The sequence below is a fragment of the Evansella cellulosilytica DSM 2522 genome (assembly GCF_000177235.2).
GTDB lineage: Bacteria > Bacillota > Bacilli > Bacillales > Salisediminibacteriaceae > Evansella > Evansella cellulosilytica.
Genome location: NC_014829.1, coordinates 3,292,120 through 3,315,993, shown reverse-complemented (window position 1 = coordinate 3,315,993; position 23,874 = coordinate 3,292,120). Strand labels below are relative to the sequence as shown.

The 23,874-nt window shown below is 37.3% G+C and carries 21 protein-coding genes, 1 riboswitch and 1 other annotated feature; of the genes, 14 read left to right on the top strand and 7 right to left on the bottom strand.

From position 1 onward, the window contains the following. Positions 1-64: 64 nt before the first annotated feature. Positions 65-271 carry a hypothetical protein gene (locus BCELL_RS15385; RefSeq protein ID WP_013489693.1) on the bottom strand — a complete coding sequence of 69 codons (207 nt, stop codon included), beginning with the start codon at positions 269-271 and terminating at the stop codon, positions 65-67. 197 nt (positions 272-468) lie between these two features. After that, positions 469-735, top strand: a binding site (T-box leader). A gap of 102 nt (positions 736-837) precedes the next feature. Here BCELL_RS15385 and BCELL_RS15380 point away from each other — a divergent pair. The 3 genes from BCELL_RS15380 to dat all read left to right on the top strand — a co-directional run bounded on the left by BCELL_RS15380 (position 838) and on the right by dat (position 6,237). Then, complete coding sequence (locus tag BCELL_RS15380) at positions 838-3,480, top strand: valine--tRNA ligase (RefSeq protein WP_013489692.1); 2,643 nt, start codon at positions 838-840, stop codon at positions 3,478-3,480. Positions 3,481-3,749: 269 nt separating this feature from the next. After that, complete coding sequence (locus tag BCELL_RS15375; RefSeq protein WP_013489691.1) at positions 3,750-4,808, top strand: DmpA family aminopeptidase; 1,059 nt, start codon at positions 3,750-3,752, stop codon at positions 4,806-4,808. Between the two features lie 589 nt (positions 4,809-5,397). Beyond that, positions 5,398-6,237, top strand: a complete 840-nt coding sequence (gene dat, locus BCELL_RS15370; RefSeq protein WP_013489690.1) for a D-amino-acid transaminase — start codon at positions 5,398-5,400, stop codon at positions 6,235-6,237. 487 nt (positions 6,238-6,724) lie between these two features. Here the strand turns inward: dat and BCELL_RS15365 are convergent, their stop codons facing one another. Continuing rightward, entirely contained in the window at positions 6,725-7,117 is a 393-nt protein-coding gene (locus BCELL_RS15365; RefSeq protein WP_013489689.1) for a thiol-disulfide oxidoreductase DCC family protein, read from the bottom strand. Positions 7,118-7,385: 268 nt separating this feature from the next. Between BCELL_RS15365 and BCELL_RS15360 the strand changes: the two genes are divergently transcribed. From BCELL_RS15360 to BCELL_RS15345, 4 genes are all read left to right on the top strand, one after another. Continuing rightward, positions 7,386-7,676, top strand: a complete 291-nt coding sequence (locus BCELL_RS15360; RefSeq protein ID WP_013489688.1) for a lmo0954 family membrane protein — start codon at positions 7,386-7,388, stop codon at positions 7,674-7,676. A gap of 153 nt (positions 7,677-7,829) precedes the next feature. Continuing rightward, the gene (gene liaF / locus BCELL_RS15355) at positions 7,830-8,561 is read left to right on the top strand and encodes a cell wall-active antibiotics response protein LiaF (protein WP_013489687.1); all 732 of its coding nucleotides are present in this window, start codon (positions 7,830-7,832) and stop codon (positions 8,559-8,561) included. Beyond that, a complete protein-coding gene (locus BCELL_RS15350) occupies positions 8,558-9,598 on the top strand; it encodes a sensor histidine kinase (RefSeq protein WP_013489686.1) in 1,041 nt (346 codons plus the stop codon). The genes liaF and BCELL_RS15350 overlap by 4 nt, the downstream gene beginning before the upstream one ends. Position 9,599: 1 nt before the next feature. Next, the gene (locus BCELL_RS15345) at positions 9,600-10,232 is read left to right on the top strand and encodes a response regulator transcription factor (RefSeq protein ID WP_013489685.1); all 633 of its coding nucleotides are present in this window, start codon (positions 9,600-9,602) and stop codon (positions 10,230-10,232) included. Positions 10,233-10,445: 213 nt separating this feature from the next. Here the strand turns inward: BCELL_RS15345 and BCELL_RS15340 are convergent, their stop codons facing one another. Both BCELL_RS15340 and BCELL_RS15335 read right to left on the bottom strand, forming a co-directional pair. Further along, on the bottom strand, positions 10,446-11,303 hold the full coding sequence (locus BCELL_RS15340) for an ATP-grasp domain-containing protein (protein WP_013489684.1): 858 nt from the start codon (positions 11,301-11,303) through the stop codon (positions 10,446-10,448). Between the two features lies 1 nt (position 11,304). Next, positions 11,305-12,219 carry an ATP-grasp domain-containing protein gene (locus BCELL_RS15335; RefSeq protein ID WP_013489683.1) on the bottom strand — a complete coding sequence of 305 codons (915 nt, stop codon included), beginning with the start codon at positions 12,217-12,219 and terminating at the stop codon, positions 11,305-11,307. A 147-nt stretch (positions 12,220-12,366) separates the two neighbouring features. Between BCELL_RS15335 and BCELL_RS15330 the strand changes: the two genes are divergently transcribed. Both BCELL_RS15330 and BCELL_RS15325 read left to right on the top strand, forming a co-directional pair. Further along, the gene (locus BCELL_RS15330) at positions 12,367-13,647 is read left to right on the top strand and encodes a bifunctional folylpolyglutamate synthase/dihydrofolate synthase (RefSeq protein ID WP_013489682.1); all 1,281 of its coding nucleotides are present in this window, start codon (positions 12,367-12,369) and stop codon (positions 13,645-13,647) included. Positions 13,648-13,953: 306 nt separating this feature from the next. Then, positions 13,954-15,648 (top strand): sensor domain-containing diguanylate cyclase, encoded by a 1,695-nt coding sequence (locus BCELL_RS15325; protein WP_013489681.1) that lies wholly within the window; start codon positions 13,954-13,956, stop codon positions 15,646-15,648. Between the two features lie 161 nt (positions 15,649-15,809). Here the strand turns inward: BCELL_RS15325 and BCELL_RS15320 are convergent, their stop codons facing one another. From BCELL_RS15320 to BCELL_RS21735, 3 genes are read right to left on the bottom strand one after another with little or no spacing between them, the layout of a single operon-like run. Next, complete coding sequence (locus BCELL_RS15320; RefSeq protein ID WP_013489680.1) at positions 15,810-17,264, bottom strand: pilus assembly PilX N-terminal domain-containing protein; 1,455 nt, start codon at positions 17,262-17,264, stop codon at positions 15,810-15,812. Then, a complete protein-coding gene (locus BCELL_RS15315) occupies positions 17,261-17,734 on the bottom strand; it encodes a PilW family protein (RefSeq protein WP_013489679.1) in 474 nt (157 codons plus the stop codon). Before BCELL_RS15315 ends, BCELL_RS15320 begins: the two co-directional genes overlap by 4 nt. A 10-nt stretch (positions 17,735-17,744) precedes the next feature. Further along, positions 17,745-18,173: a type IV pilus modification PilV family protein gene (locus tag BCELL_RS21735; protein WP_013489678.1), complete on the bottom strand. Its 429-nt coding sequence runs from the start codon at positions 18,171-18,173 to the stop codon at positions 17,745-17,747. Positions 18,174-18,471: 298 nt separating this feature from the next. Between BCELL_RS21735 and BCELL_RS15305 the strand changes: the two genes are divergently transcribed. From BCELL_RS15305 to BCELL_RS15285, 5 genes are all read left to right on the top strand, one after another. Then, positions 18,472-20,133, top strand: a complete 1,662-nt coding sequence (locus tag BCELL_RS15305; RefSeq protein WP_013489677.1) for a GspE/PulE family protein — start codon at positions 18,472-18,474, stop codon at positions 20,131-20,133. A gap of 10 nt (positions 20,134-20,143) precedes the next feature. Next, on the top strand, positions 20,144-21,178 hold the full coding sequence (locus BCELL_RS15300; RefSeq protein ID WP_013489676.1) for a type IV pilus twitching motility protein PilT: 1,035 nt from the start codon (positions 20,144-20,146) through the stop codon (positions 21,176-21,178). 5 nt (positions 21,179-21,183) lie between these two features. After that, a complete protein-coding gene (locus BCELL_RS15295; RefSeq protein ID WP_013489675.1) occupies positions 21,184-22,389 on the top strand; it encodes a type II secretion system F family protein in 1,206 nt (401 codons plus the stop codon). After that, positions 22,390-22,474: riboswitch (cyclic di-GMP riboswitch) on the top strand. Between the two features lie 173 nt (positions 22,475-22,647). Further along, positions 22,648-23,070, top strand: a complete 423-nt coding sequence (locus BCELL_RS15290) for a type II secretion system protein (protein ID WP_013489674.1) — start codon at positions 22,648-22,650, stop codon at positions 23,068-23,070. 38 nt (positions 23,071-23,108) lie between these two features. After that, on the top strand, positions 23,109-23,861 hold the full coding sequence (locus BCELL_RS15285; protein ID WP_013489673.1) for a prepilin peptidase: 753 nt from the start codon (positions 23,109-23,111) through the stop codon (positions 23,859-23,861). The last annotated feature ends 13 nt before the right edge of the window (positions 23,862-23,874 follow it).

Sequence of the window (23,874 nt, the reverse complement as noted above, 5' to 3'; positions counted from 1 at the left end):
GGAATAGCAAATATGTTCTATCAAAGTAACCCACATTAAATATAGATCTTTTAACGAAAAGCATTCACTTCGAAAACCATCCCATTTGATGCGAAAGATAAAGGATTACAAGGGCACCTAATAATATAATGTCAAAGGTCGTAGGCAAAAAGAGAATACGTAAAAATTGTAAAATAATTAAAGGTAATAAAATTTGATACAATACGTCTATCCCACGCTGAAACCATCGAGGCCAACGAAATTGTCTGAAGCTTCTACGTCTTCTAAACAACGTAATCCTCCTCTCTATGCGCTCTTACTTTATTCATATGCACGGCTAATTCAGTTGTGTACTAAAAATAGTCTTTGTTTAAGTTGAAAAGTTTTTGGTGAAAATAGTAGAAGTAATGAAAAATGTGAAAATTCAAAGCTGCCTATTGATTATAAAGTCAATAAAAGGTAAAATAACGTGTACATAAATTGACTCTATTAAAAACGAAGATAGGGAAGAGTACATCTTGAGCCCATCAGAGAGGGAAACCATCGAAATATCGATGCTGAAAGGTTTCCTTGGAGGTAGAGGTGGAAGGTCGCCCTTGAGTTGTTATCGTGAACACATTGTCATTAGCGATAGCCGGTTCAGCACCGTTAAAGCCGTGAGTGTACAATCTATAGACGGGGTTTTAATTAATGCCCACTATTTTGATTGTAAACAAAGGTGGTACCGCGAGGAATATAACTCCCTTCGTCCTTTGACGTGAGGAGTTTTTTTTATGCGTTTTTTTAGCATAGTTACAATCAATGTTAATCAATTATTACATAAAAGGGATTACCCTAAGATTTAAGGAGGAAGAAAAAATGGAAAATAAAGAAATATCAATGCCACCAAAGTATGATCCACAATCAACTGAAGCAAAGTGGTATCCTTTCTGGGTGAATGGTAAGTTTTTTGAAGCAACAGGAGATGAAAATAAAAAGCCGTACACAATTGTTATCCCACCACCAAATGTTACGGGAAAGCTGCATTTAGGTCATGCTTGGGATACAACACTACAAGATATTCTTATTCGAGTGAAAAGAATGCAAGGGTATGATGCATTATGGTTACCTGGTATGGATCATGCGGGGATAGCGACACAAGCGAAGGTAGAAGGTAAACTTCGCGAAGAAGGCGTTTCTCGTTATGATTTAGGAAGAGAGAAATTCATTGAAAAGTCATGGGAATGGAAGGAAGAGTATGCGGAGACCATTCGTCAACAGTGGTCTAAGCTAGGACTATCATTAGATTATTCACGAGAGCGTTTCACACTTGATGAAGGTTTATCTGATGCAGTAAAAGAAGTGTTTGTACGTTTATACGAAGAAGGCTTGATTTACCGTGGTGAATATATTATTAACTGGGACCCACAAACGAAAACTGCATTATCCGATATTGAGGTTATTTATAAAGACGTACAAGGTGCATTTTATCATATGAAATATCCATTAGCAGATGGAAGCTGTCATATAGAAGTTGCGACAACTCGCCCGGAAACGATGCTAGGTGATACAGCAGTTGCGGTACACCCTAAAGACGAACGATATCAACATCTCATTGGAAAAAAAGTAAAGCTACCTATTGTCGGCCGGGAAATTGCTATTGTTGCGGACGATTACGTAGATATGGACTTCGGATCTGGTGCTGTAAAAATCACACCTGCTCATGACCCTAATGATTTTGAAATTGGAAATCGTCATGACCTTGAGCGTGTGCTTGTCATGGATGAAGCGGGAAAAATGAATGAAAATGCGGGTAAATATCAAGGGATGGATCGTTTTGAATGCCGAAAGCAAATCGTAAAGGACTTGCAAGAGGAAGGAATTCTTTTCAAAATTGAAGATCATATGCATAGCGTTGGTCATTCAGAGCGTAGTGGAGCAGTTGTAGAGCCTTATCTTTCAACACAGTGGTTCGTAAAGATGAAGCCATTGGCAGAGGAAGCAATAAAGCTTCAACAATCAGAAGGTAAAGTAGACTTCGTTCCTGATCGCTTTGAGAAGACATATTTACATTGGATAGAAAATATTCGTGATTGGTGTATTTCTCGTCAACTGTGGTGGGGGCATCGAATTCCAGCGTGGTTCCATAAAGAAACAGGGGAGCTTTATGTAGGTCGTACAGCACCAGAGGATATCGAAAATTGGGAGCAGGATGAGGATGTTTTAGATACTTGGTTTAGCTCTGCACTATGGCCATTTTCAACGATGGGCTGGCCAAATCAAGAAGCTCCTGACTTCAAACGTTACTACTCTACAGATGTATTAGTTACAGGTTACGACATTATATATTTTTGGGTAGCACGCATGATTTTCCAAGGATTACACTTTACTAACGAAAGACCATTTAAAGACGTACTCATACACGGGCTTGTTCGAGATGCTGAAGGTAGAAAAATGAGTAAATCTCTTGGAAACGGTGTAGACCCGATGGATGTTATTGATAAGTACGGAGCAGATGCTCTTCGTTTCTTCCTTTCAACAGGCAGTTCACCAGGGCAGGACCTTCGTTTTTATTGGGAAAAAGTTGAATCGAACTGGAATTTTGGAAATAAAATTTGGAACGCTTCTCGCTTTGCTTTAATGAATATGGAAGGATTAAAATATGAGGAAATTGATTTAACTGGTAAAAAGTCAATTGCCGATAAGTGGATCTTAACTCGTTTACAAGATACGATCACGCAAGTAACAAAGCTCATTGATACGTATGAGTTTGGAGAAGTAGGAAGAGCTCTTTATAACTTCATTTGGGATGACTTCTGTGATTGGTACATTGAAATGGCAAAGCTACCATTAAATGGGGATGACGAAGAGGCGAAGTTAACTACGCGCTCGGTACTCGCTTACGTTTTAGACCAAACGATGCGTTTATTACATCCGTTTATGCCTTTTATTACAGAAGAGGTATGGCAATACCTTCCGCACGAAGGCGAGTCGATCACAGTAGCAGCTTGGCCAACACGTGACGATGAACTTATGGATCAACAAGCAGTTAAGGATATGCAGCTGCTTCAAGAAATCATTCGCTCCGTTCGTAATACACGAGCAGAGTTAAATGTACCGATGAGTCGTGAAATTACCCTTCACATAAATGCTGATTCTGAGTCAATTCTTGATCAGTTAAACCGCGGTCAAGCGTATATCGAACGCTTCTGCCGACCAAGTGAGCTAAAAATGGGCACAGGTTTAACGGCACCAGAAAAATCGATGAGTTCTGTTTTATCCGGAGTGGAGCTATATTTACCTTTAGCAGGACTTCTTGATTTAGATGCAGAAATAAAGCGTCTTGAAGGTGAATGGAAACGACTAGATGGAGAAGTGACTCGCGTTCAGAAGAAGCTGTCAAACGACGGTTTTATTGCGAAAGCTCCAGAAAATGTAGTAGAAGCTGAGCGAGAAAAGGAAAAGGATTATTTAGAACAACGAGATAAAGTAGCAGCGCGATTAGAAGAATTAAAAAAATAGCTTGTAAAGTAAAACCAAGGATTGCTACTGATCCTTGGTTTTCTTGAGGAATAAGAAAATGAAACTTGGCAGTGGATATTGTCCGCCGTGCTACTAGCGTGAAGAGCATTAATTATAAACTTAAGAAATACCGGGAAATGCCACGCTTGAGGCTGTCAAAAAAGCTATAACAAGCTTTAGTGGTTGACTAAAAGGTAAAAATTTTGACCTTTTGAGTCAAGCTCAATAAATTGGTTAAAATAACAGTCAGACAAAAAGGGGGAAAGCAAATGACAGTGTTGAAAAGAGCAAGAGATTGGAATATTAATATTGGTACCCTCCCGACTGGGCCACTAAACAAAATTACGGACGTAAAAGGGGTAACAGTAGGACATAAAACAATCCGAGATGGTGAAATACATACTGGAGTTACCTCTATCCTCCCTCACCAAGGGAACATATTTCAGGAAAAAGTAGTTGCTGCAAGCCATGTATTAAATGGATTTGGTAAAACAGCAGGTACAATTCAAATTGATGAACTAGGAACGATTGAAACGCCTATATTACTAACAAACACGTTAAGTGTAGGAAATGTCTCAGCAAGCTTAATTAAATATATGCTGAAAGATAATCCGGATATTGGACGAACGACAGGTACAATTAACCCGATTGTGGCAGAGTGTAATGATATGCATTTTAATGATATTCGCCAGCAAGTCATTCATGAGGAGGATGTTTTTACCGCGATTAAAGACGCGAAGCAAGATTTTCCAGAAGGAGCAGTAGGAGCAGGAACCGGAATGAAATGCTTCGGATTAAAAGGGGGTATTGGCTCAGCATCAAGGGAAATAGAAGTGTTAAATAAAACATATACACTAGGTGTTCTCGTCTTAACGAACTTCGGTAAACTTCATGATCTCATTATTAACGGGAAAAACGTCGGAACTAAGCTTGAAAAGATGAAGGTAAATGACAAAATAGATAATAAAGATAAAGGCTCAGTCATCATTATTGTAGCTACAGACTTGCCTGTTTCTGAAAGACAACTTGAAAGAATAATAAAACGCTGTGGTGTAGGTTTAAGTAGGACAGGTTCCAAGATGGCACACGGTAGTGGTGACATAGTTATTGGCTTTAGTACAGCTGCAACCATTCCGCATAAGCGTCCAAAGAAACTATTAACACAAACATGTATTCACGAGGAAGAAATAGACCTAGCCTTTCATGCCATCGCTGAAGCGACTGAAGAGGCAATTATCAACTCTATGATCACTGCCGAAAAAACAGTTGGAAGAAGCGGAACTACGCTGCATTCTTTAGCTGATTATTTATCGGAGCTTGATTTATAATATCTTTAGACTAGGTAGTGAAGGTAGAATAAATTTAATATCCCTTCAGAAGGAATGTGCCGTTCTGAAGGGAGAAGAACCATGTTTTAAAATCCCGTCATGGCGCTGAGAATCGTGTGAAGGTAGAATAAAACGATTTAATATCCTTTTAGAGTGAAAGTGCTGATCTGAAGGGAGAAGAACCATGTTTTAAAGTCCCGTCATGGCGCTGAGAATCGTGTGAAGGTAGAATAAAACGATTTAATATCCTTTTAGAGTGAACGCCCCGGTCTGAAGGGGTAAGAACCATGTTTTAAATTCCCGTCATGACGGGGAGAATCGTGTGAAGGTAGAATAAAACGATTTAATATCCTTTTAGAGTGAACGCCCCGGTCTGAAGGGGTAAGAACCATGTTTTAAAGTCCCATCATGACGTGGAGAATCGTGTGAAGGTAGAATAAACATTCAATACACTTTTAAATGAAGCCAATATCCAAAAGGAACAATCTCATGTTTTACATGATTTCTATTTTAAGATTGATAAACATTCATTTACAGAGAAAAATCTGCATGTCATAATGAAGAAAAAGTGCTAGAGTGGGTGATAGATATGGCAGAAATCGCATTTTATGAAAACAAATTTGTAGATATTAATGAAAAAGTAGTACCAATTCAAGAACGTGGACATCAATTTGGAGACGGAATTTATGAAGTTGTACGAGTGTATAACGGACAACCATTTTTGCTAGAGGAGCATTTAGAAAGGTTTCAAAAAAGTGCAGATGCTATTGAATTGGTATTGCCTTTTCCTAAAGAGAAAATAACGGCGATTATTGATGAGGGCATCACTCGTTCGGAAATGAAAGAAGCCGACGTTTATTTTCAATTAACACGTGGAATTGCTCCAAGGCAGCACAATTATCCTGAATGTCCTGCGGTGTTTTCAATGACAGTTCGTAAAGCTCGTCCAATATCTAATCGAGAAAAAGGTATTTCAGTTATTACTCTCGAAGACGAACGGTGGTTAAATTGTTACATTAAATCACTTAATCTACTCCCGAATATCATCGCGAAACAAAAAGCACTAAAAAATGGGCATGGTGAAGCAATCCTTGTTCGTGAAGGTATCGTCACCGAAGGCTCTAGTAGTAATGTGTTTGCAGTGAAGGATGGTAAACTTTATACTCACCCTGCGACTAAAAGAATACTACACGGAATCACTCGTGCCAAGGTGATGCAATTAGCAAAAGAGCTTCGTATACCATTAGTGGAAAAGGAGTTTACAACTGATTTTCTAAAAAATGCAGATGAAGCTTTTATTACGAGTACAAGTGCTGAAGTAATGCCAATACATACGATTGATGATACGGTGTTACCTGTTGATAGACCAATAAGTAGTATGTTAGTGGAAGAATTTGTGAAGCTATATCATCATCACGCTATGAAGTAAAAACAAATGAGAATGTTCAAAAAGCTAGTAAAAGTACTGAAAATGGTATGTGAGCTGCTTACCCACAAGCTAATAAAAGTCCTGGCATTGCTACTCTCGCCGAACGCGCAATATAAAAAACACTTATAGCGGGGCTTTTAAAGGATAAGACTTATAAAAAAGACTTGAAACTATCTTCACAAAGTTTTAAGTCTATTTTTTTTGAAGTGGCTTCTACAACGAAAGAAAATTTAGTGGTGACTGAACAAGCAGAGGGAACTGAATTAGGTAAAGACCAGAGGCCACAGAAAAAGTACAAAGCAAATTTTCAGTGCCTTTTATTTGTGTTGCAATGGCTACGCTCGTCGCTCGCCTGATAGGAGAAACCCACTCCTATCAGGCTTTTAAACGATTGCGACGGCTACGCACATTGCTTAAAGGCACTTAAAAAGTGAAAGAAAGCCACTTTTTCAGTGCCCTCTAAAATCACCAGTTGTGTCCACATGAACTATTCAAGGAATCTCTCACGAATGTCTCGGGAAGGGATCATACATGACTCCTTTTTTCCAAACCATTTATATCGATTGTTCGAGATGAGAGAATAAAACAAGTCTCTAATAGGACGTGGAACGATAATAAGTGGATAAAACGCCCTCCACCCACGATCTAACCCTTTACATACTCGCAATGCTGCTGTTGATTTATAAAAAACTTGGTTATCTTCGATTAAAATGAAACTATTTATGTTTTCAGGGATTTGATACTCTGCTTTTAATTTGTTTCCTATTTCACTTTGAAGGGAAGCAAATTGGTAACGCGCATTCTTATCTCTTTTAATAATAAATTGCACACTTCCAACGCAAAAATTACAAACGCCATCAAATAAAATGATGCTTTTCATTAGCCATCCCTCAAATCTATGTATTTTTTTTATCCATTTAGACACCGGTGCGCTCCGAACGACTTGAACGATATATCGTCATTCGGTTATATACTAATTGTCTTATTTCTTATTCTAATAGTCAAAAAATAGTATTTGACTATTAGGATAAGGTAATTTTTTCGTTAAATACTCCTTAAGTCTTAGTTGAAATATTTCTCAAGTTCATTATGAAAAAACTTTTTTATAGGTAATATATAGACAAGAAGTAAATGAGGAGGAATAAAGAATGAATAAAATATGGATGTTTGTGTTAGGAATAGTTGCTCTAATTATTTTAATTGTCAACATAGGACCGATGATTGTCCTTGGTGTTAGCATATATTTACTTTATATCATCTTAAAGCAGTTTGGGAAAGCGGAGTCAACGACTGGGAAAATTGGCTGGATCATCGCAGGGCTTATCGTTTTAAGCATTGGATTATCTAATATTTTCGCGGTGATTGGTGTTGCAGCATTATATTTACTATATGTTCTTTATAAGCATTGGCAAGAAGAAAAAGAAGTGAAAACGGTATGAAAAAATGTCAAACATGCGAAATTTATGGAAGTAGAAATGTAAATAGGTGTATGATAGAAAGGGCGCGCGTAGCTGCGTCTTTTCGAAGTCATGATCATGTTACATGATATATTCTAAAAAACTACTATTAAAACAGACAGGAGGGCCTAATTGATGTTTCAACGCTTTTCAACAAACACATTGAGTTTGTTATTGTTAATAGGTGTCGCCCTTTTATTTATAGAACTATTCTTTTTTAATAGTGGATTAGTTTTTACGCTCATATTTTTCTCTTTCCTTATTTTTATAGGAAGAAAACAATATGAGTCTACTTTCGGGAAAATTCTTTTTGGGTTCGGCTGCATCGTATTATTTTTTACTGTATTAAATATGTTTGCATTTCGATTTTTAGCCATCGCGCTTGTCATTCTATTTTTTATCCATTATCAAAAATCTAAAGAGGAGCCTGAATATTTATCTCCTCAGTTCGGTGATGAAAATATCAATGCATTACCAGAACCCATTGTAAAAGTAGAACCTCTCTTTCAAAATAAATTTTTTGGGAATCAACAAACGAGTGAGTCACCATACCAATGGCGCGATATTAATATCCATGGTGGTGTTGGCGATCGCGTCATAGACCTTAGTAATACCGTTTTACCAGAGGATGCAGTCATATCGATCAGACATATTGTCGGTAATATAAAAATCTATGTACCGTATGAAGTAGAAGTTCACGTTCATCATAGCTCCCTATTAGGACGAGCAACGATATTTCATAAGCGTCACACGAAATTATTTAACGAGAGTATTTCCTATTATACAGAAGGCTACGGCGTGAATACACCGAGAGTTAAAATAGTGACGTCTGTTGTTTCAGGTGATATTGAGGTGAAGCGAATATGAACCTCATGCTAAAACAGATCATTGTCGGCGTCGTGGGAGCACTCATATTTACTATCATTATTGTCGGAACAACTTTTCTTATATTTCCATTAGAGGAATGGCGTTTACTATTTACTACTAAAATTTATGATGTGAATTACCTCATATTATTAGGTGGTCTTATCGTTATGACCGGAATCATTGTTGGTGCTTCATATAGTATTTATTTTTCTAAAAAGCTCACATATGTACACGATCAACTGGAGGACGTCGTGAAGGGAAGAAAAGTTTCCGACGTTGCTTTGGAAAAAAGTAAGGATATTATACCGATACAAAAGCAGTTATTGTTGTTGGAAGAAAAGCTTGAAAAACAAGCAGAACTTTCTCAGAGGTTAGCAACAGAACGAACCGAGGAGCGCGAAAAAAGCTTACAAGAAGTTATTTTACAAGAGCGTAATCGCCTTGCACGAGAACTTCATGACTCAGTAAGTCAACAGCTTTTTGCGGCTTCCATGATGATGTCAGCGATTAACGAAGGTGACCCGCCTGAGGACCCTGCAGTAAAAAATCAGTTAGGGCTAGTTGAACGGATGATTGAGCAATCACAATTAGAAATGAGAGCTCTATTATTACATTTACGTCCAATCGCGTTAAAAGAAAAAACGCTTTCGGAAGGAATGAACGAGCTACTCACGGAATTAAAACAAAAGGTACCAATGGAAATAGAGTGTAAAATAGAAACGCTTGAGCTAGAAAAAGGTGTAGAGGACCATTTATTTAGAATATTACAAGAGTCCGTCTCCAACGCACTACGTCACTCTAAAGCCGGACGACTACATATAATGCTAATAGAGCGAGATGAATTTGTGATATTGCGCGTGTCTGATGATGGTATTGGCTTTAATGTTGAAGAGGCAAAAACGAATAGTTCATACGGATTACTAAATATGCAGGAGCGTGCGCTTGAAATTGGTGGTACATTAAAAGTAGTAAGTGTTGAACAAGAAGGAACACGCTTAGAAGTGAAGATCCCATACCGTAGAAAAGGGGGCAAGTAACGTGATTAAAGTTTTATTTGCTGATGATCATGAAATGGTACGCATTGGCGTATCCTCCTATTTATCAGCGCAAAAGGATATTGATGTTGTTGCCGAAGCAAATGATGGAGATGAAGCAGTCGACTTAGCACTACAGTTAAAGCCAGATATTATATTAATGGATTTAGTAATGAAAAGGATGGATGGAATCGAAGCAACTAAAAACATCATTGAGAAATGGCCAGAGGCGAAAATCATTATCGTTACGAGCTTCCTTGATGACGAAAAAGTTTATCCAGCTCTTGAGGCAGGAGCAACAAGTTATATGTTAAAAACGTCTAAAGCGAAGGATATAGCTGATGCGATACGTGCTACATATGGTGGCCAATCGATTTTAGAGCCCGAGGTTACGGGGAAAATCATGAGTCAAATGAGAAAAAAACAAGAGGCTCATTTGCATGATCAACTCACGGAGCGGGAAATGGAAGTGTTGAAGCTCATGACAGAAGGGAAAGCAAACCAAGAAATAGCTGATGAGCTTTATATTGCCCTCAAAACGGTGAAGGTACATGTGAGTAATATTTTAAATAAACTCGAAGTACATGATCGCACCCAAGCTGTTATTTATGCATTTAAAAATAATTTAATTAGGTAGACTCCTTCACTTTAAAGGACTCAATAGATAAAAAGAGGGCACAGAAAAAGTGGTGTTCTTTCACTTTTTCAGTGCCCCTAAGTAATGTGCGTAGTCGTCGCAAACGTTAAAAAGCCTGATAGGAATGGGGTTCTCCTATCAGGCGAGCGACGAGCGTAGCCATTACAATATAAACTACAATCCCTCAACAATCACCGCTTTTGAGCCCCTTTCTTACGATAACAGTGTTTCCTTCACATGCTTCATAAATAGCGCGGCAATATTGATTTCACTATTCATATACAAGCTTCTACAGCCTACAGCATCCTCCATTTCGTTAAATAAAAGATCGCCGTTTTTATCAAATAAAAAGTCTATTCCGGCGAAATCAATCGTGATTTCTTCACACATTTTTGTAATAAGCATTTTCTCACGGTGAGACAAGTCATATAGCCGTGATGTTCCTCCTGTTGAAATGTTCGCACGAATTTCAGTACTAGTTTCACTTTCACGTAATATCGCAGCGACTATTTCATTATTCATGATATACACCCTCAAATCTTTTCCAGGGCTATCACATACTGGTTGTACGATGCAATCGTCACTGAAGGATGGCGCTAATTCGACTAGTTCCTTCTCAGTTTTGACGTGAAATACACCTACACCGCCACGACTTAACGGGTCCTTTACGACAAATGGGAAAGAAAGAGGTGGTTGTTTAACGAGCTGTAACTTTGTCGTTGAAACAGTAGGAAGCATTCTAATACCTTTATGTTGAAAATAAGCATGCGTTAGTCTTTTGTCGTTTGCTAAGCGCGCAACAGTAGCATTGTTAAATACGCGAATGCCATTAAGCGCTATCACTTCATTTAGCCAAGGAGAAACGGATCGGTTTATCACAAAGGAAGGCTTTTCCTTGTCAGTAAAGGATGTAGTACCATTTGCTAGCTGATACACTAAATCCTCATACGAGACTAAAGAAAGGACAAGGTCATATTGTTCTGCTGCCTCGTGAAGGAAGTTGATGAAACGTTCATTCTTATGTATATCTTCATTACGATAAATCAGCCAACCAAGACGTTTATCCACCATTTTATTCTCCCTTCCTGCAAGCCACTTTAATAAATTCAACCATTTCAACCGCTACATCTACCCCTGTGCATTCATAAATACTTCTAAGGTGAGGGTTTGAATTTACTTCGCAAAGAACAGGTCCATCTTCTCCAATGAGTAAGTCAACCCCAGCAAACACAGCTCCTACGGCTTTCGCACTTGCGATTGCCAATGCTTCTTCATTTGCAGTTGGCTTATATCGTATCGTTTTACCTCCAGCAGTGACATTTGCTCTGAAATCTGTTTCTGACGTGCGCTTCATTGCAGCTACTACCCGTTCACCGACAACATTTAAACGAATATCCGTACCTAGACTTGTCATGACAGGTTCTTGAAAAACGAGTTCCCTTCCTTTAAGTTCAGTTACTTTTTGTATTAATTCCTTTTCATTGTTAATCCAATAGACTTGTTGTCCGAAGGAGCCATAAGCCTCCTTCAAAATTAATGGAAAATTCAATGTTTCTTTAATCATTTCTACATGGGATTCGTCGGTCAACGGTAACCCTGGATAAACCTTTGGTGAAATGATTGTTTTCGGCATCGGTATGTGCTTAGATGACAACACTTGATGCATATATGCTTTATTATCACATAGCTCAATAGCGCTTGATGAATTAAATACAGGGATGCCAGCATTCTCTAAATGTCTTGCAAGGTGAAGGTCCTTATCGGCAAAATGAACGAAATCGGGACGTTTCCTACTCATATCTACTTTTTTTGATGTGAAGCTAGCCTCTCCACTTCGTTCTATAGTGACGAGAAGTTCATTATTCGCAATGGCATCGACATAGACGTCGTGCTCTTTTGCTACCTTTTGGAACCAACGAACGTAATCTATAAATTTATCTGTCTTTAAATTTCCGTTATATATTAACCAGCCATAAAGCGGATTCATAGGTGCAACTCCTTTCAGAACTATAAAAATATATGATAAAGTTATATTCGGAACAGATATGTTTAAGCATGATCGCCGTTCCTCGAGATTATCATGGCAGTAATGAAACAAAATTGCAATTATTCATATCATGGAGGCTTATAAAAAATGATTACGACATATAAAAATGCGATAGATTATGTCAACTCTAAACGAGTTGCCGGAATTAGATATGATTTAAAGCGAATGGAAAAGCTCATGGAGGCATTAAATCATCCAGAACGAAAAGTAAAGACGATTCATGTAGCAGGGACGAATGGAAAAGGATCGACCGTTACCTTTCTACGCTCTATGCTTCAAGAAGCAGGTTTTTTTGTAGGTACATATATGACCCCTTCATTTGGTGACGTCAGGGAGCAAATTGCGATTAATGGAGAGCCAATGTCTGAATCACAATTTACGACAATGATAAGTGAAATTGCACCAACAGTTGCGGTAGTTGAGCAAGAAATGGACGAGCTTATTAGCGAGTTTGAGCTCATAACGGCACTTGCATTATATTATTTCTCTTTTAAAAGCCCGGTTGATATCGCAGTCATTGAAGCAGGAATGGGGGGGAGAAATGATGCGACCAATGTCATTTTCCCACTCGTATCAGTAATTACTAATGTAGGCTATGACCATCAAGAATATTTAGGAGATTCATTAAAGGAAATTGCCAAAGAAAAGGCAGGTATTATTAAACCAGGGGTGGCTGTGATGACAGCCTGTGATTCTAATATACAATTTGTATTTGAAGAGGAAGCAAAGGAAAAAAGGTCTTCATTATACGCGCTACAAAGTCGAATTACTTATGAAACGAGTTTGGAAGCAGATACACAAACACTTTCGTACGAAGCAGCGTATCGGAAATTAAAACATGTTCCGTTAAAGCTATTAGGGGACCATCAAGGGAAAAATGCTGCCTTAGCACTTATGACGATAGACTACTTACACCAATTTTATGCGCTGATGGTCACAGATGAACAAGCTGTTGCCGGCTTATCTAAGGCACAACTAGCAGGGAGATTTGAAATAATAGATACTATCCCAGTGATCGTATTAGACACTGCACATAATCCTCCAGCGATAGAAAAAACGCTTGAAACAGTAAAAAAAAGATTCCGAGAAAAGGAAATAACCGTGTTGTTTGCTGCAATGAAGGATAAAGAAATAAAAACGATGATTGAACAGCTAGAAGGAGCTACATCAAAGCTATTTGTGACAACCTTTTCCTCGCCAAGGGCTTTACCACTATCAGATTTCGAGCAATTCGGCATCCATGAAAACCAGCTTGTTGAGCATCCAAAAGCATGGATGAAAGATTATGTAATAAATAATGAATCAAACATAGTATTAATTACAGGCTCACACCAATTTATAAATGATATGAAACGAAGCTTTCATTAAAAAATAGGAGATTAGCCTTATATAAGATAGTTTTATAAGACTAATCTCCTATCTTTATAAAAAAATATACACTTTATGTAAACGGTTACCGTATTGGTGCAATAATGTTTTTAGTTATTTCTTATGGTTCGAAAGTCTGATTATGTACCAAAAATGGACATTTTTTCCTTAACATATTAGTAGTAAGCATGGTAAAATAGTTTCATTATTATAATGATTTTTCAGAAAATTCGACATAAGCAATGTTGTAGCATTATAGAGACTATATCGTATCGTTTTTTACTTACATGAGTTGGAGGTGTGGCGATGACGGCTAAGAAAAAATATATAGTATGGGCCACTTGGCTTCTATTATATCCGATTTTTATTTATTTCTTTATTAAAAACGGTTTACCTATTTTTCTAGAAGAATGGCACGCTATTCTTTTCTTCTTAAGTCTTGTTTTATTTGCCTCAAGGTTTCCTATTCGGTTTCGTCACGCTAATATCGTTCCATTACACGGAATATCACTAGCGATATTCCTACAGTTCGGGTTATTAATAGAAATGGTGGTAATGCAGCTAGCTATTATCGTCACGCTATTAAGCTTAAAGCTCTCTAGAAATGAGATTTATCGATTACCAATTAACTCTATCGTTTTTTTATTAGTCTCGTTCGTTTCAGGGAGTGTATTTTATTTAATGGGTGGGATTACGGGGAATTTTTCCGAAATATCTATAATAAGCATGATTTTCCCTATCATTACATACGCAACAGTTTACTTTTTCTTAAATAATTGGTTCATATTTATTTTAAGAAAATATATAGTGAAGCTAAAAGGAATAAAGTTTTTTGATGAAGCGTTAGCGTGGGAAGCAGTTTCCGCAATAATGATTATACCTATTGGGATTTCATTAGTAGCTTTGTATCAAGAAATAGGATATTTAGCTGTACTATTAATTGGAATACCACTCGTTTTTCTTTCTCTCTTTTTAAAGCTTTATAATGAGAGTGAAAGAACAGGGAAATTATTAAAAAAAGTGAGTGCTTTTGGTTCTGAAATAAATGAAAACTTATCGGTAAATGATATATGTTCATTGTTTGTAAAAAAGGTAAAATCAATCTTTGACGTTAATTATGTTTATGTGTTTGATACGTTAAAGGATGGAAAGCTACAAGCGATTGAAATGTACACGACAAATAACCAAAATAATATTGGACTATTGTCCGGTGATAATATTAGTATAAATGTCTCACAAACAGGGGAATCAGTACTCTATACAGAAGCAAAGCAGTGGAAGCCGTTTGTTAATAAAGAACACTTTCCTCATGCACACTCCATTATGTCTGTACCCTCGGTAAGGAATAATGAAATAGTAGGTGTCATTACAATTGTTGCTAACAAGAAGCGTGCATTTGAAAAAAGTCATCTCATGATATTGCAAATAATGGCTAACTACATCGCCGTCGCGGCCCAAAATGCAAGAAACTATGAAAAAACGAAAAAAGATAGTGAACGTTGTGCATTAACAAACTTGTTTAACTTTCGTTATTTTGAAAATAGACTTTTGGAAAAATACGATGTTCCAGAGAAAGACGATCAATTTGCGATCATACTTCTAGACCTCGATCACTTTAAGAAAATCAATGATAATTATGGACATCAAAGTGGAAACGATATTTTATGCCAAGTTGCCCATTTGTTACAAGAGAGTGTAGGGACATCTGGAGTACTAGCGCGTTATGGGGGAGAAGAGTTTGTAGTGCTTTTAGAAGGTGATACTGCTCAATACGCTGAAGATATGGCTGAGACGCTGCGTCAAAACATTGAATCACAGCTATTTAAAGTTTCCGATGATTTAAACAGTGGCGATGGTAAGCTAGTTAGAATTACCGCTAGTATAGGTGTTGCAACAAAGCTAGAAAATGATGAAACAGGCATGTCTGTTTTACGTAACGCCGACCGTGCGATGTATACAGGAGCTAAGCAGCAAGGGAGAAATAAAGTAGCGTATTATTAACTGTTGGTTACTTGACTTCAAAAGTGTAAAATGAGGGCATTGAAAAGGGATGATGTTTGCCTTTTTCAATCCCTAATATTAAAGAGGGACTCGAAAAGGTGTACTTTCACCTTTTCGAGTCCCTCTTTGAATATAACAGTCTATGAGCTTTCTTTATAATCTTATTTTTCAACAGTTGGTGTCTGTAACTCAAAGTTAAATGTAGGAGTTTCTTCATCTCCGGAACCATTTCCAGGGAAGAAAGGAATTAAGCTGTCTTGATCAATCTCTTGGTAATCGACTCTAATTCCTCCACCAGAAGCTTCATATTCCTTTGAGATAATAGTTCCTCTTACTTGACTAGAACCAGTCATCTCAACTTTTGCTAATGGTGCAAACAGTACTCTTGTATTATTTTTAGAATCTCCAGAAATCTCAACCTTATTACCTCCAGAAATAATATGTCCAGTAAAGGTAGCAGAAGCACCTATATCTAGGTCAGCATGATTAATATATATCGAACCAAAAATTTGCGATTGGCCGCCTACTTCTAGTTTGTTAGATCCGCTATAAAATATATTTAACTGATCAGTTACGTCTTTAATCTCATTTTGATCACCTGAATGCGTGACATTTATGCGATTGGTACTCTGGAAAGTAAATTGATTTTCTATATATAAAGTCAACTTTCCTTCTCCTACTAAACGAATATGGCCTTGTCTTAGATGTAAATTATTCACTCTTATTTTTCGATGCTCATTTTCACCACCAACATCAATGGTCAAAGTTGTATTTGAATCAACGATGATCGTATTAAAATGTGCATCTTCTGAGAAAGTATAGCCTTGAAATGGCCAAGGACCGACGTGTAAATTTCCATTTGAAATAGGGCCACCATTTGCAGGTGTAGTTAATTCAGGGAAATTTGGGAATTGAGGTAATGTATAATCAAAACTATTTTGTATCACTTTTGGATCTCTTAATGTTACACCATTCGGTTTTGAAATAACATTATTCAAATTCCCACCTACAAAAATATCACCTGTAATTCTATTTCCACCACCGCCGGCAATCGTTATACTTCCAGGGTTATCAGAGACAGTTCCAACAGAACCATTAATGGACGTGCTACCATCTAGTTTTATTGTACTGTTGGAAAATACCGCCATGTCAGATGGAATAAATATAGGTGGACCACTTTCTCCCTCACTCATTGGTAAGGTAAAGGTCACTTCTACTACCCTTGAACGATTTCCTATCTCTCCAATTGATGTGATTTTGTAAACACCATCCATGTTAGTCTCATCGATGGTTACTATCGCCCTAGGTTCAATGCCTTGCTGAGGCTCAAAATTTGAATAGATAGTTTCATTAGGAAGAGGCCCAATAATTTCGTCTACACTCTCTTTATCTAGATTTTCTTTTATACTATTAATATGAAGGTTAATCCCTGACTCTGCAATATAATAGGCAGATTGATTATCTCTTTCCCCAGAACTCACTTTCAAGTTTGTTGCTGTGACACCGATAAGGCTAACAGTTAAAACGGACATGACAACGATTAAAATCAACACGAGAATTAATGTGATACCTTTTTCATTCGTCATGTATTTTTTCACATCTAAACTTAGCTTCATTCAGAATCACCGCCTCTTCCTCTTAAAAATATTGTGCTAGACAGTGATGTTGTTTGGTAATTAAGTTCACCTTGACTATGGATCGTTAATTTCACTCCAATACTCTCATGCGCTTCATTTTTTATGAAGATAGGATGATCGACTTGAACATTTTCTGCGATGATGTTTGAGTTATTTTGTATAATTTGATTATCAATAAATGAAAATATAGTAGATTCGCCACCGACCTTTTCGATCTTCAATTCAGTAAAATCTGCACTAAGTTCGGCTGAACTCCCACTTCTAATTTCTTTCGTTAACACATTCATTGCTAATCGAACATTTGCTTGATTATCAATTTGCTTTGATTGATTTGTGTATTGATTTTGTCCAAAAATCTGAATTGAGGTGATTAAAATAGCAATCATTGATATTAAAGCTACTGAAATGAGTAGCTCGACTAACGTTAAACCTTTTTCATTTTTAATCATATGACCACCTCTACTTCCAATCTAAATACGTTTCCATTTGTGCTGATAACTTTCCTTGTTCGATCACTTTAACTAATACATTTACGAGATCATTTTCGTTTGATAAAATAACCTCTATTTCATAACCATTTTTAATTTGCTGAAAAATATAATCTGGCTCTTCTAAATCAATGGGAGAATAATCGAATCCTTCTGCTTCATGTAGCGCATCAAAACTAGCTAATGAACCATCACTTATATGATAAATTTCCTCCATAACTGTTTGTGCTACGTAGGTGGCGTCCATCAGCTCTTCGGCAACATTAATAGAGCGAGCAGACTGAACAAACATCGATGCAATCGGTACAGTAACAATAGCTAATATCGTGATAGAGATTAGAATTTCTACTAATGTTCTACCATCTTCAACAAATATTTTACGAGAGAGGTCTTTTAGCACTATAATATCACCACCTTAATTTTTAAGTTTAAGCCTATAATAATATTGGTAATAAGAACTGTACACATGTGAAATTCACTATATTGAACAAATGATAAGTGAATAGTCCTATATATTTTTTTGCTTTTGGTAAAAAAATTCTATTTATTTAGTCCTATTATACATTATAATGAGTAATATAGTACATGACAGGATTTTATTTTTTCTGCTGATTGACATGGTACTTATTTACTATGTATCCGCGATGCGTTATCGTTAACTATAGAGAACATCACATACTAAAAGGTAGGTGAACGTTTTGAATCAAAGTCGAAAGCGATTAGGTGACTTATTAGTTGAGACAGGCCTTATTAGTAAAGAACAGTTAGAAGAGGCACTAGAACAAAAGACAAGTAACCAAAAGCTTGGTGATGTATTACTTCAACAAGGCTATATTACTGAGCAGCAATTAATAGAAGTACTTGAATATCAGCTTGGAATTCCACATGTTAGTTTATATCGTTACCCGATTGATCCAAAGATGACAAATCTAGTACCTAAGGAAATTGCTAATACGAGAAACTTAATGCCACTAAAGCTTGAAGGAGATAAGCTTTTCATTGCAATGGCAGATCCGATGGACTTTTTTGCTATCGATGATATACGTCTTTCCACTGGATTTGAGGTAGAAGTCGCTATCGCTACGAAAGACGATATTTTAAAAGCAATCCATAAATATTACGAGCTTGAGGATACTGTAGAAGAACTATTTGAGGAAATGCCTTCTACAGATGATAAAGAAATGGAAACATTAATTGAAAATGATTCACCCATGGTCAAGCTAGTAAACCAGCTTTTACTTAGAGCAGTTCAAGAGAGAGCTAGTGACATTCATATAGATACACAAGAAAGTAAAGTCATCATTCGTTATCGTGTAGATGGCGTGTTAAAAACTGAACGAACACTTCCAAAGCACATGCAAAATATGCTAATTGCTCGAATTAAAATTATGGGCAATTTAGATATAACAGAATCACGTATTCCACAGGATGGAAGAATTAAAGTGAATATTGATTTTCATCCTATTGATTTAAGAATCTCCACTTTACCGACAGTATACGGAGAAAAAATCGTAATGCGTATTTTAGACTTAGGCAATTCACTCAACGATTTAGAAAAGCTTGGCTTTAGTGAGAAGCATTATGAACAGTTAACAGAGATGTTGGACATGCCAAACGGTATTGTTTTAATTACAGGACCAACTGGATCTGGTAAATCATCGACGTTATATGCAAGCTTAAACCGCTTAAATTCGGAACAAGTGAACATCATTACGGTAGAGGACCCTGTGGAATATCAGCTTGAAGGGATTAATCAAATTCAAGTGAATACGAAGGTCGGGATGACATTTGCTAGTGGACTCCGCTCCATATTGAGACAAGATCCAGATATTATCATGGTCGGAGAAATAAGAGACTCAGAAACGGCAGAAATTGCTGTCCGTGCATCACTAACAGGCCACTTAGTATTAAGTACAATTCATACGAACGACTCAATCAGTACGATCAACCGATTAGTTGATATGAAAATTGAACCTTTTCTCTTAGCTGCATCATTGTCTGGTATTGTTTCACAACGTCTTGTCAGAAAGATTTGCCGAGATTGTAAGAAAGAACATGAATTAACATTGAGAGAAAAAGCAATTTTTTCTAAAAGAGGTATTGAAGTAGATAAAGTGTATCGAGGCGAAGGCTGCCCAACATGCAATATGACAGGCTATCGGGATCGAATTGCGATACATGAAATGCTTGTACTAGATGATGAGATAAAGCACATGATTATGAATGAAAAATCTAGCCATGCAATTAAAGAGTATGCGCTAAAAAAAGGAATGTCCTTTTTAGTCGATGATGGCTTAGAAAAAGTGAAGCTAGGTTTAACAACGACAGAAGAAGTTTTACGAGTAGCAACCGACAAGTAGGTGAAAAGACGTGGGTCGAAGCTTAAAAAAATTATTATCAGAAGCTATTTATCTCGAAGCCTCGGATATACACTTAACGATTGGGAAACCGCCAGTACTAAGGATTCATGGTGAATTAATAACACTCGATCAGGAAAGTTTAAAACCTGAGGACATTAAAGAGATGGTAGAAGAGGTATTACCAGAAGCGTTAAAGGAACAGCTAGAAACAAATCGTGAAGTCGACTTTTCATATGGAATTCCAGGTGTTTCGCGTTTTCGTTTAAATGCATATTACCAAAGGTCGCACTTAAGCATGGCGATTCGTGTCATTCAAGTGCAAATCCCGAGTTTAGAAGACTTAGCGATGCCGAGTGTGTTAAAGACAATTGCAGAGAAAAAGCAAGGGTTAGTGTTAGTGACAGGTCCTACTGGTAGCGGGAAATCGACGACTTTAGCCGCTATGATTAAGCACATGAACGAAAATGTAAAGAAGCACATTATTACGCTCGAAGACCCAATCGAGTATTTGCACAAGCATAGAAACTGTATTATTGATCAAAGAGAGGTTGGATCTGATACGAAGAGCTTCTCTACAGGATTGAGGTCGGCACTTCGACAAGATCCAGACGTTATTTTAGTAGGGGAAATGCGAGATTTAGACACGATTGCTACAGCCATTACAGCAGCAGAAACGGGTCATCTCGTTTTAGGCACGCTACACACATCTAGCGCTGCTGCAACAATTGATCGTATTATCGATGTATTCCAGCCAAGTCAGCAAGCACAAATTAGAATTCAGCTCGCTTCTGTTTTAGCAGCTGTCATTTCCCAACGTTTATTAACGACGGTCGATCGTCGTGGACGAAAAGCGGCAACAGAAATACTTGTGAACAATTATGCGATAGCGAATTTAATTAGAAACGAAAAAATACATCAAATCGAAAATGTACTTCAAACGAGTCGTTCAGAAGGAATGCATACGCTAGAAATGAGCATAAGACAGCTTTTAACGGATCGCTTAATCGATTATGAAGAGGCAAAACATTATATAAAAGAGAGGTGAATGGTTTGCCACAATTTCGCTATAAAGGAAGAACAAATACAGGATTACCGAAGGAAGGGACGATTTCAGGACAATCTCGTAAAAAAGCGATACAAAAGTTAAGAGACCAAGGTGTTGCACAAGCAACACTAGACGAAGTCCAACCGACCTTTTTAAATAAAGAGATTACTTTTGGTAACCCTGTAAAGCTTGGAGATTTTGTTCTATTTTTAAGGCAATTCGCCACTCTATTAAAATCGGGTGTCTCTATTGTAGATGCTACGAACATTTTGTCAAAGCAGACGAGCAGTAAGCCGTTAATGCGAGCGCTAGAAAATGTAGAGGAAGAGCTTTTATCGGGAATGTCATTTTCTGAAGCTGCTGAAAAGCAGAAAAATATATTCCCACCGATTTTCGTCAATATGGTTCGTGCTGGTGAAGCTACTGGGTCTTTAGACGAAGCGCTTGAGCAATTAGCTGTACAATTTGAAAAGCAGCATGATACGAAGCAAAAGGTAAAATCTGCATTAGCTTATCCAATCATTATCGCAATTGTTGCTACTGTCGTTGTTATTTTCTTATTAACGTCTGTTGTGCCAATGTTTGCATCGATGTTATCTGACTTAGGAGGTGAGCTGCCTGCAATTACTGTCTTTGTTTTAACTGTAAGTAATATCGTGTCAACATTATGGTGGTTAATTCTTATTGCTGTCATACTGTTAGCGGTCGCGATTTGGATTATGAGGAAAAACGATGATACGAAGTATTATTTAGACTACTTTCTCTTAAAATTACCGATATTTGGCCTCTTGTTGCAGAAGGCGGCATTAGCTAGAATGAGTAGGACGCTAAGCTCTTTATTTAGCAGCTCCGTACCAATTTTACAATCATTAAAAATTGTAGAAAAGGTCATCGGCAATGAGGTGATAGCACGTACATTAAAACAGTCACGTGATTCATTAGAAGAAGGAAAACGCCTCACAGAACCAATGAAGGATAATTGGGTATTTCCGCCACTAGTCGTTCAAATGATTAGCATCGGCGAGGAAACAGGCTCATTAGATCAAATGCTAGGAAAGGTCGCAGACTTTTATGAAAAAGAAGTAGAGTATGCAACCGATAGATTAAAAGCACTTATTGAGCCATTACTCATCGTGATACTTGCAGCAGCTGTTGGAGTCATTGTCATTTCCATCATCGTACCAATGTTCCAAATCTATTCAGAGATTTAAGTTATATTAAGGAGCGATGAAAAATGATCTACATGTGGGCACTTGGATCATTAGGAGCGAGTAGTGCAACCGGACTTTATATATAAATTATTTAAGTTGATTTGAGCGGAAGTTGTACGTGTCCAGTGGGTATAGCAATCGTTGTAGCCTCATCAAGAAGAGGGGGAAACAGTAGCCTGGCCAGTGAAAACGAACAAATGAAGCGATAATCAACAAACAAGATTTACAGAAAAAACATATAAAAGGAGAGAAAAAAACATGTTAAAAAGAATGGTTAAAAACGAAAAAGGTTTAACACTAATCGAGCTACTAGTTGTCGTTGTTATACTAGGAATAATCGCAGCAATTGCAATTCCAAGTATCGGTGGGTTAATTGATAACGCGAAGAAAGATGCACACGTAGGGAATGCACAGCAGATGGTAAACTCTGCAAGGATCTATTTTACAGCTTTTCCTGATGAAACATCTGTCACATTAGAGGAATTAGAAAATGAGAATTATTTAGATCCTATGGTAGACCCGGATGATAATGATGAAAATTATGAAGAAGGCACCGTAAATGCATTGGGCGATGGTCGATATTCTGTCTATTTAGAGGGGCAAGAAAGATATGTTGGTACTGCAGCAGGTGGAGCAATCAATCAATCTGACCTTGATAGAAGTGCAGTTCATGATAATTAATCATAAAAAATAAGGTTATATTCTGAAAGGAGCCCATCATGACACTATTCTTACACGTTTACTTATTCGTATTTGGTGCCATTTTAGGCTCCTTCTATAATGTAGTTGGTTTGCGGGTGCCCGCGGGAGAATCGATTGTCTCCCCGGGCTCCCACTGCCCTACATGTAAAAAGTCATTATCTTGGTTAGAGTTAATCCCAGTCATTTCTTTTTTCATTCAAAGAGGTCGCTGCCGTAAATGCGCAACGAAGATTTCTCCGATATATCCTTTCTTTGAAACGGTAACAGCATGTCTTTTTACGATTTCACCTTTATTGGTGGGATGGTCAAAGGAATTGCCAATTGCTTTAGCATTTATTTCTTTGTTAATGATTATTACAGTATCTGATTTGAAAACAATGCTCATACCGGATAAAGTACTCATCATATTTCTCGTTATTTTTATCGTATTAAGACTTGTCCATCCGCTTACACCTTGGTGGGATAGTCTCTTAGGTGCTTCCGTTGGCTTCGGAGTACTTTTGCTCCTTGCTATTGTAAGTAAAGGTGGTATGGGGGGCGGAGATATTAAGCTTTTTGGCGTTATCGGTATCATTTTAGGCTTTTACGGTGTATTAGTGACGTTGTTTTTAGCTAGCTTTATTGGTGCGATCGTTGGTGGTATTGGTCTTGTAACAAAGAAAGTAAGAAGGGGGAATCCAATCCCTTTCGGACCGTTTATTGCTGTCGGTGCAATCATTAGCTATTTTTTTCATCAATCAATGATTGAGTGGTATATACATTTACTTTAAGAAAGGAGGGGGC

What these genes read in the sequence shown, in the direction of transcription:
- BCELL_RS15340 (WP_013489684.1), bottom strand. Translation starts at nt 11,303, where the DNA reads ATGGTGGATAAACGTCTTGGTTGGCTGATTTATCGTAATGAAGATATA.
- BCELL_RS15375 (WP_013489691.1), top strand. Translation starts at nt 3,750, where the DNA reads ATGACAGTGTTGAAAAGAGCAAGAGATTGGAATATTAATATTGGTACC.
- BCELL_RS15335 (WP_013489683.1), bottom strand. Translation starts at nt 12,219, where the DNA reads ATGAATCCGCTTTATGGCTGGTTAATATATAACGGAAATTTAAAGACA.
- BCELL_RS15285 (WP_013489673.1), top strand. Translation starts at nt 23,109, where the DNA reads ATGACACTATTCTTACACGTTTACTTATTCGTATTTGGTGCCATTTTA.
- BCELL_RS15320 (WP_013489680.1), bottom strand. Translation starts at nt 17,264, where the DNA reads ATGAAGCTAAGTTTAGATGTGAAAAAATACATGACGAATGAAAAAGGT.
- BCELL_RS15360 (WP_013489688.1), top strand. Translation starts at nt 7,386, where the DNA reads ATGAATAAAATATGGATGTTTGTGTTAGGAATAGTTGCTCTAATTATT.
- liaF (WP_013489687.1), top strand. Translation starts at nt 7,830, where the DNA reads ATGTTTCAACGCTTTTCAACAAACACATTGAGTTTGTTATTGTTAATA.
- BCELL_RS15350 (WP_013489686.1), top strand. Translation starts at nt 8,558, where the DNA reads ATGAACCTCATGCTAAAACAGATCATTGTCGGCGTCGTGGGAGCACTC.
- BCELL_RS15330 (WP_013489682.1), top strand. Translation starts at nt 12,367, where the DNA reads ATGATTACGACATATAAAAATGCGATAGATTATGTCAACTCTAAACGA.
- BCELL_RS15380 (WP_013489692.1), top strand. Translation starts at nt 838, where the DNA reads ATGGAAAATAAAGAAATATCAATGCCACCAAAGTATGATCCACAATCA.
- dat (WP_013489690.1), top strand. Translation starts at nt 5,398, where the DNA reads ATGGCAGAAATCGCATTTTATGAAAACAAATTTGTAGATATTAATGAA.
- BCELL_RS15315 (WP_013489679.1), bottom strand. Translation starts at nt 17,734, where the DNA reads ATGATTAAAAATGAAAAAGGTTTAACGTTAGTCGAGCTACTCATTTCA.
- BCELL_RS15290 (WP_013489674.1), top strand. Translation starts at nt 22,648, where the DNA reads ATGTTAAAAAGAATGGTTAAAAACGAAAAAGGTTTAACACTAATCGAG.
- BCELL_RS15325 (WP_013489681.1), top strand. Translation starts at nt 13,954, where the DNA reads ATGACGGCTAAGAAAAAATATATAGTATGGGCCACTTGGCTTCTATTA.
- BCELL_RS15365 (WP_013489689.1), bottom strand. Translation starts at nt 7,117, where the DNA reads ATGAAAAGCATCATTTTATTTGATGGCGTTTGTAATTTTTGCGTTGGA.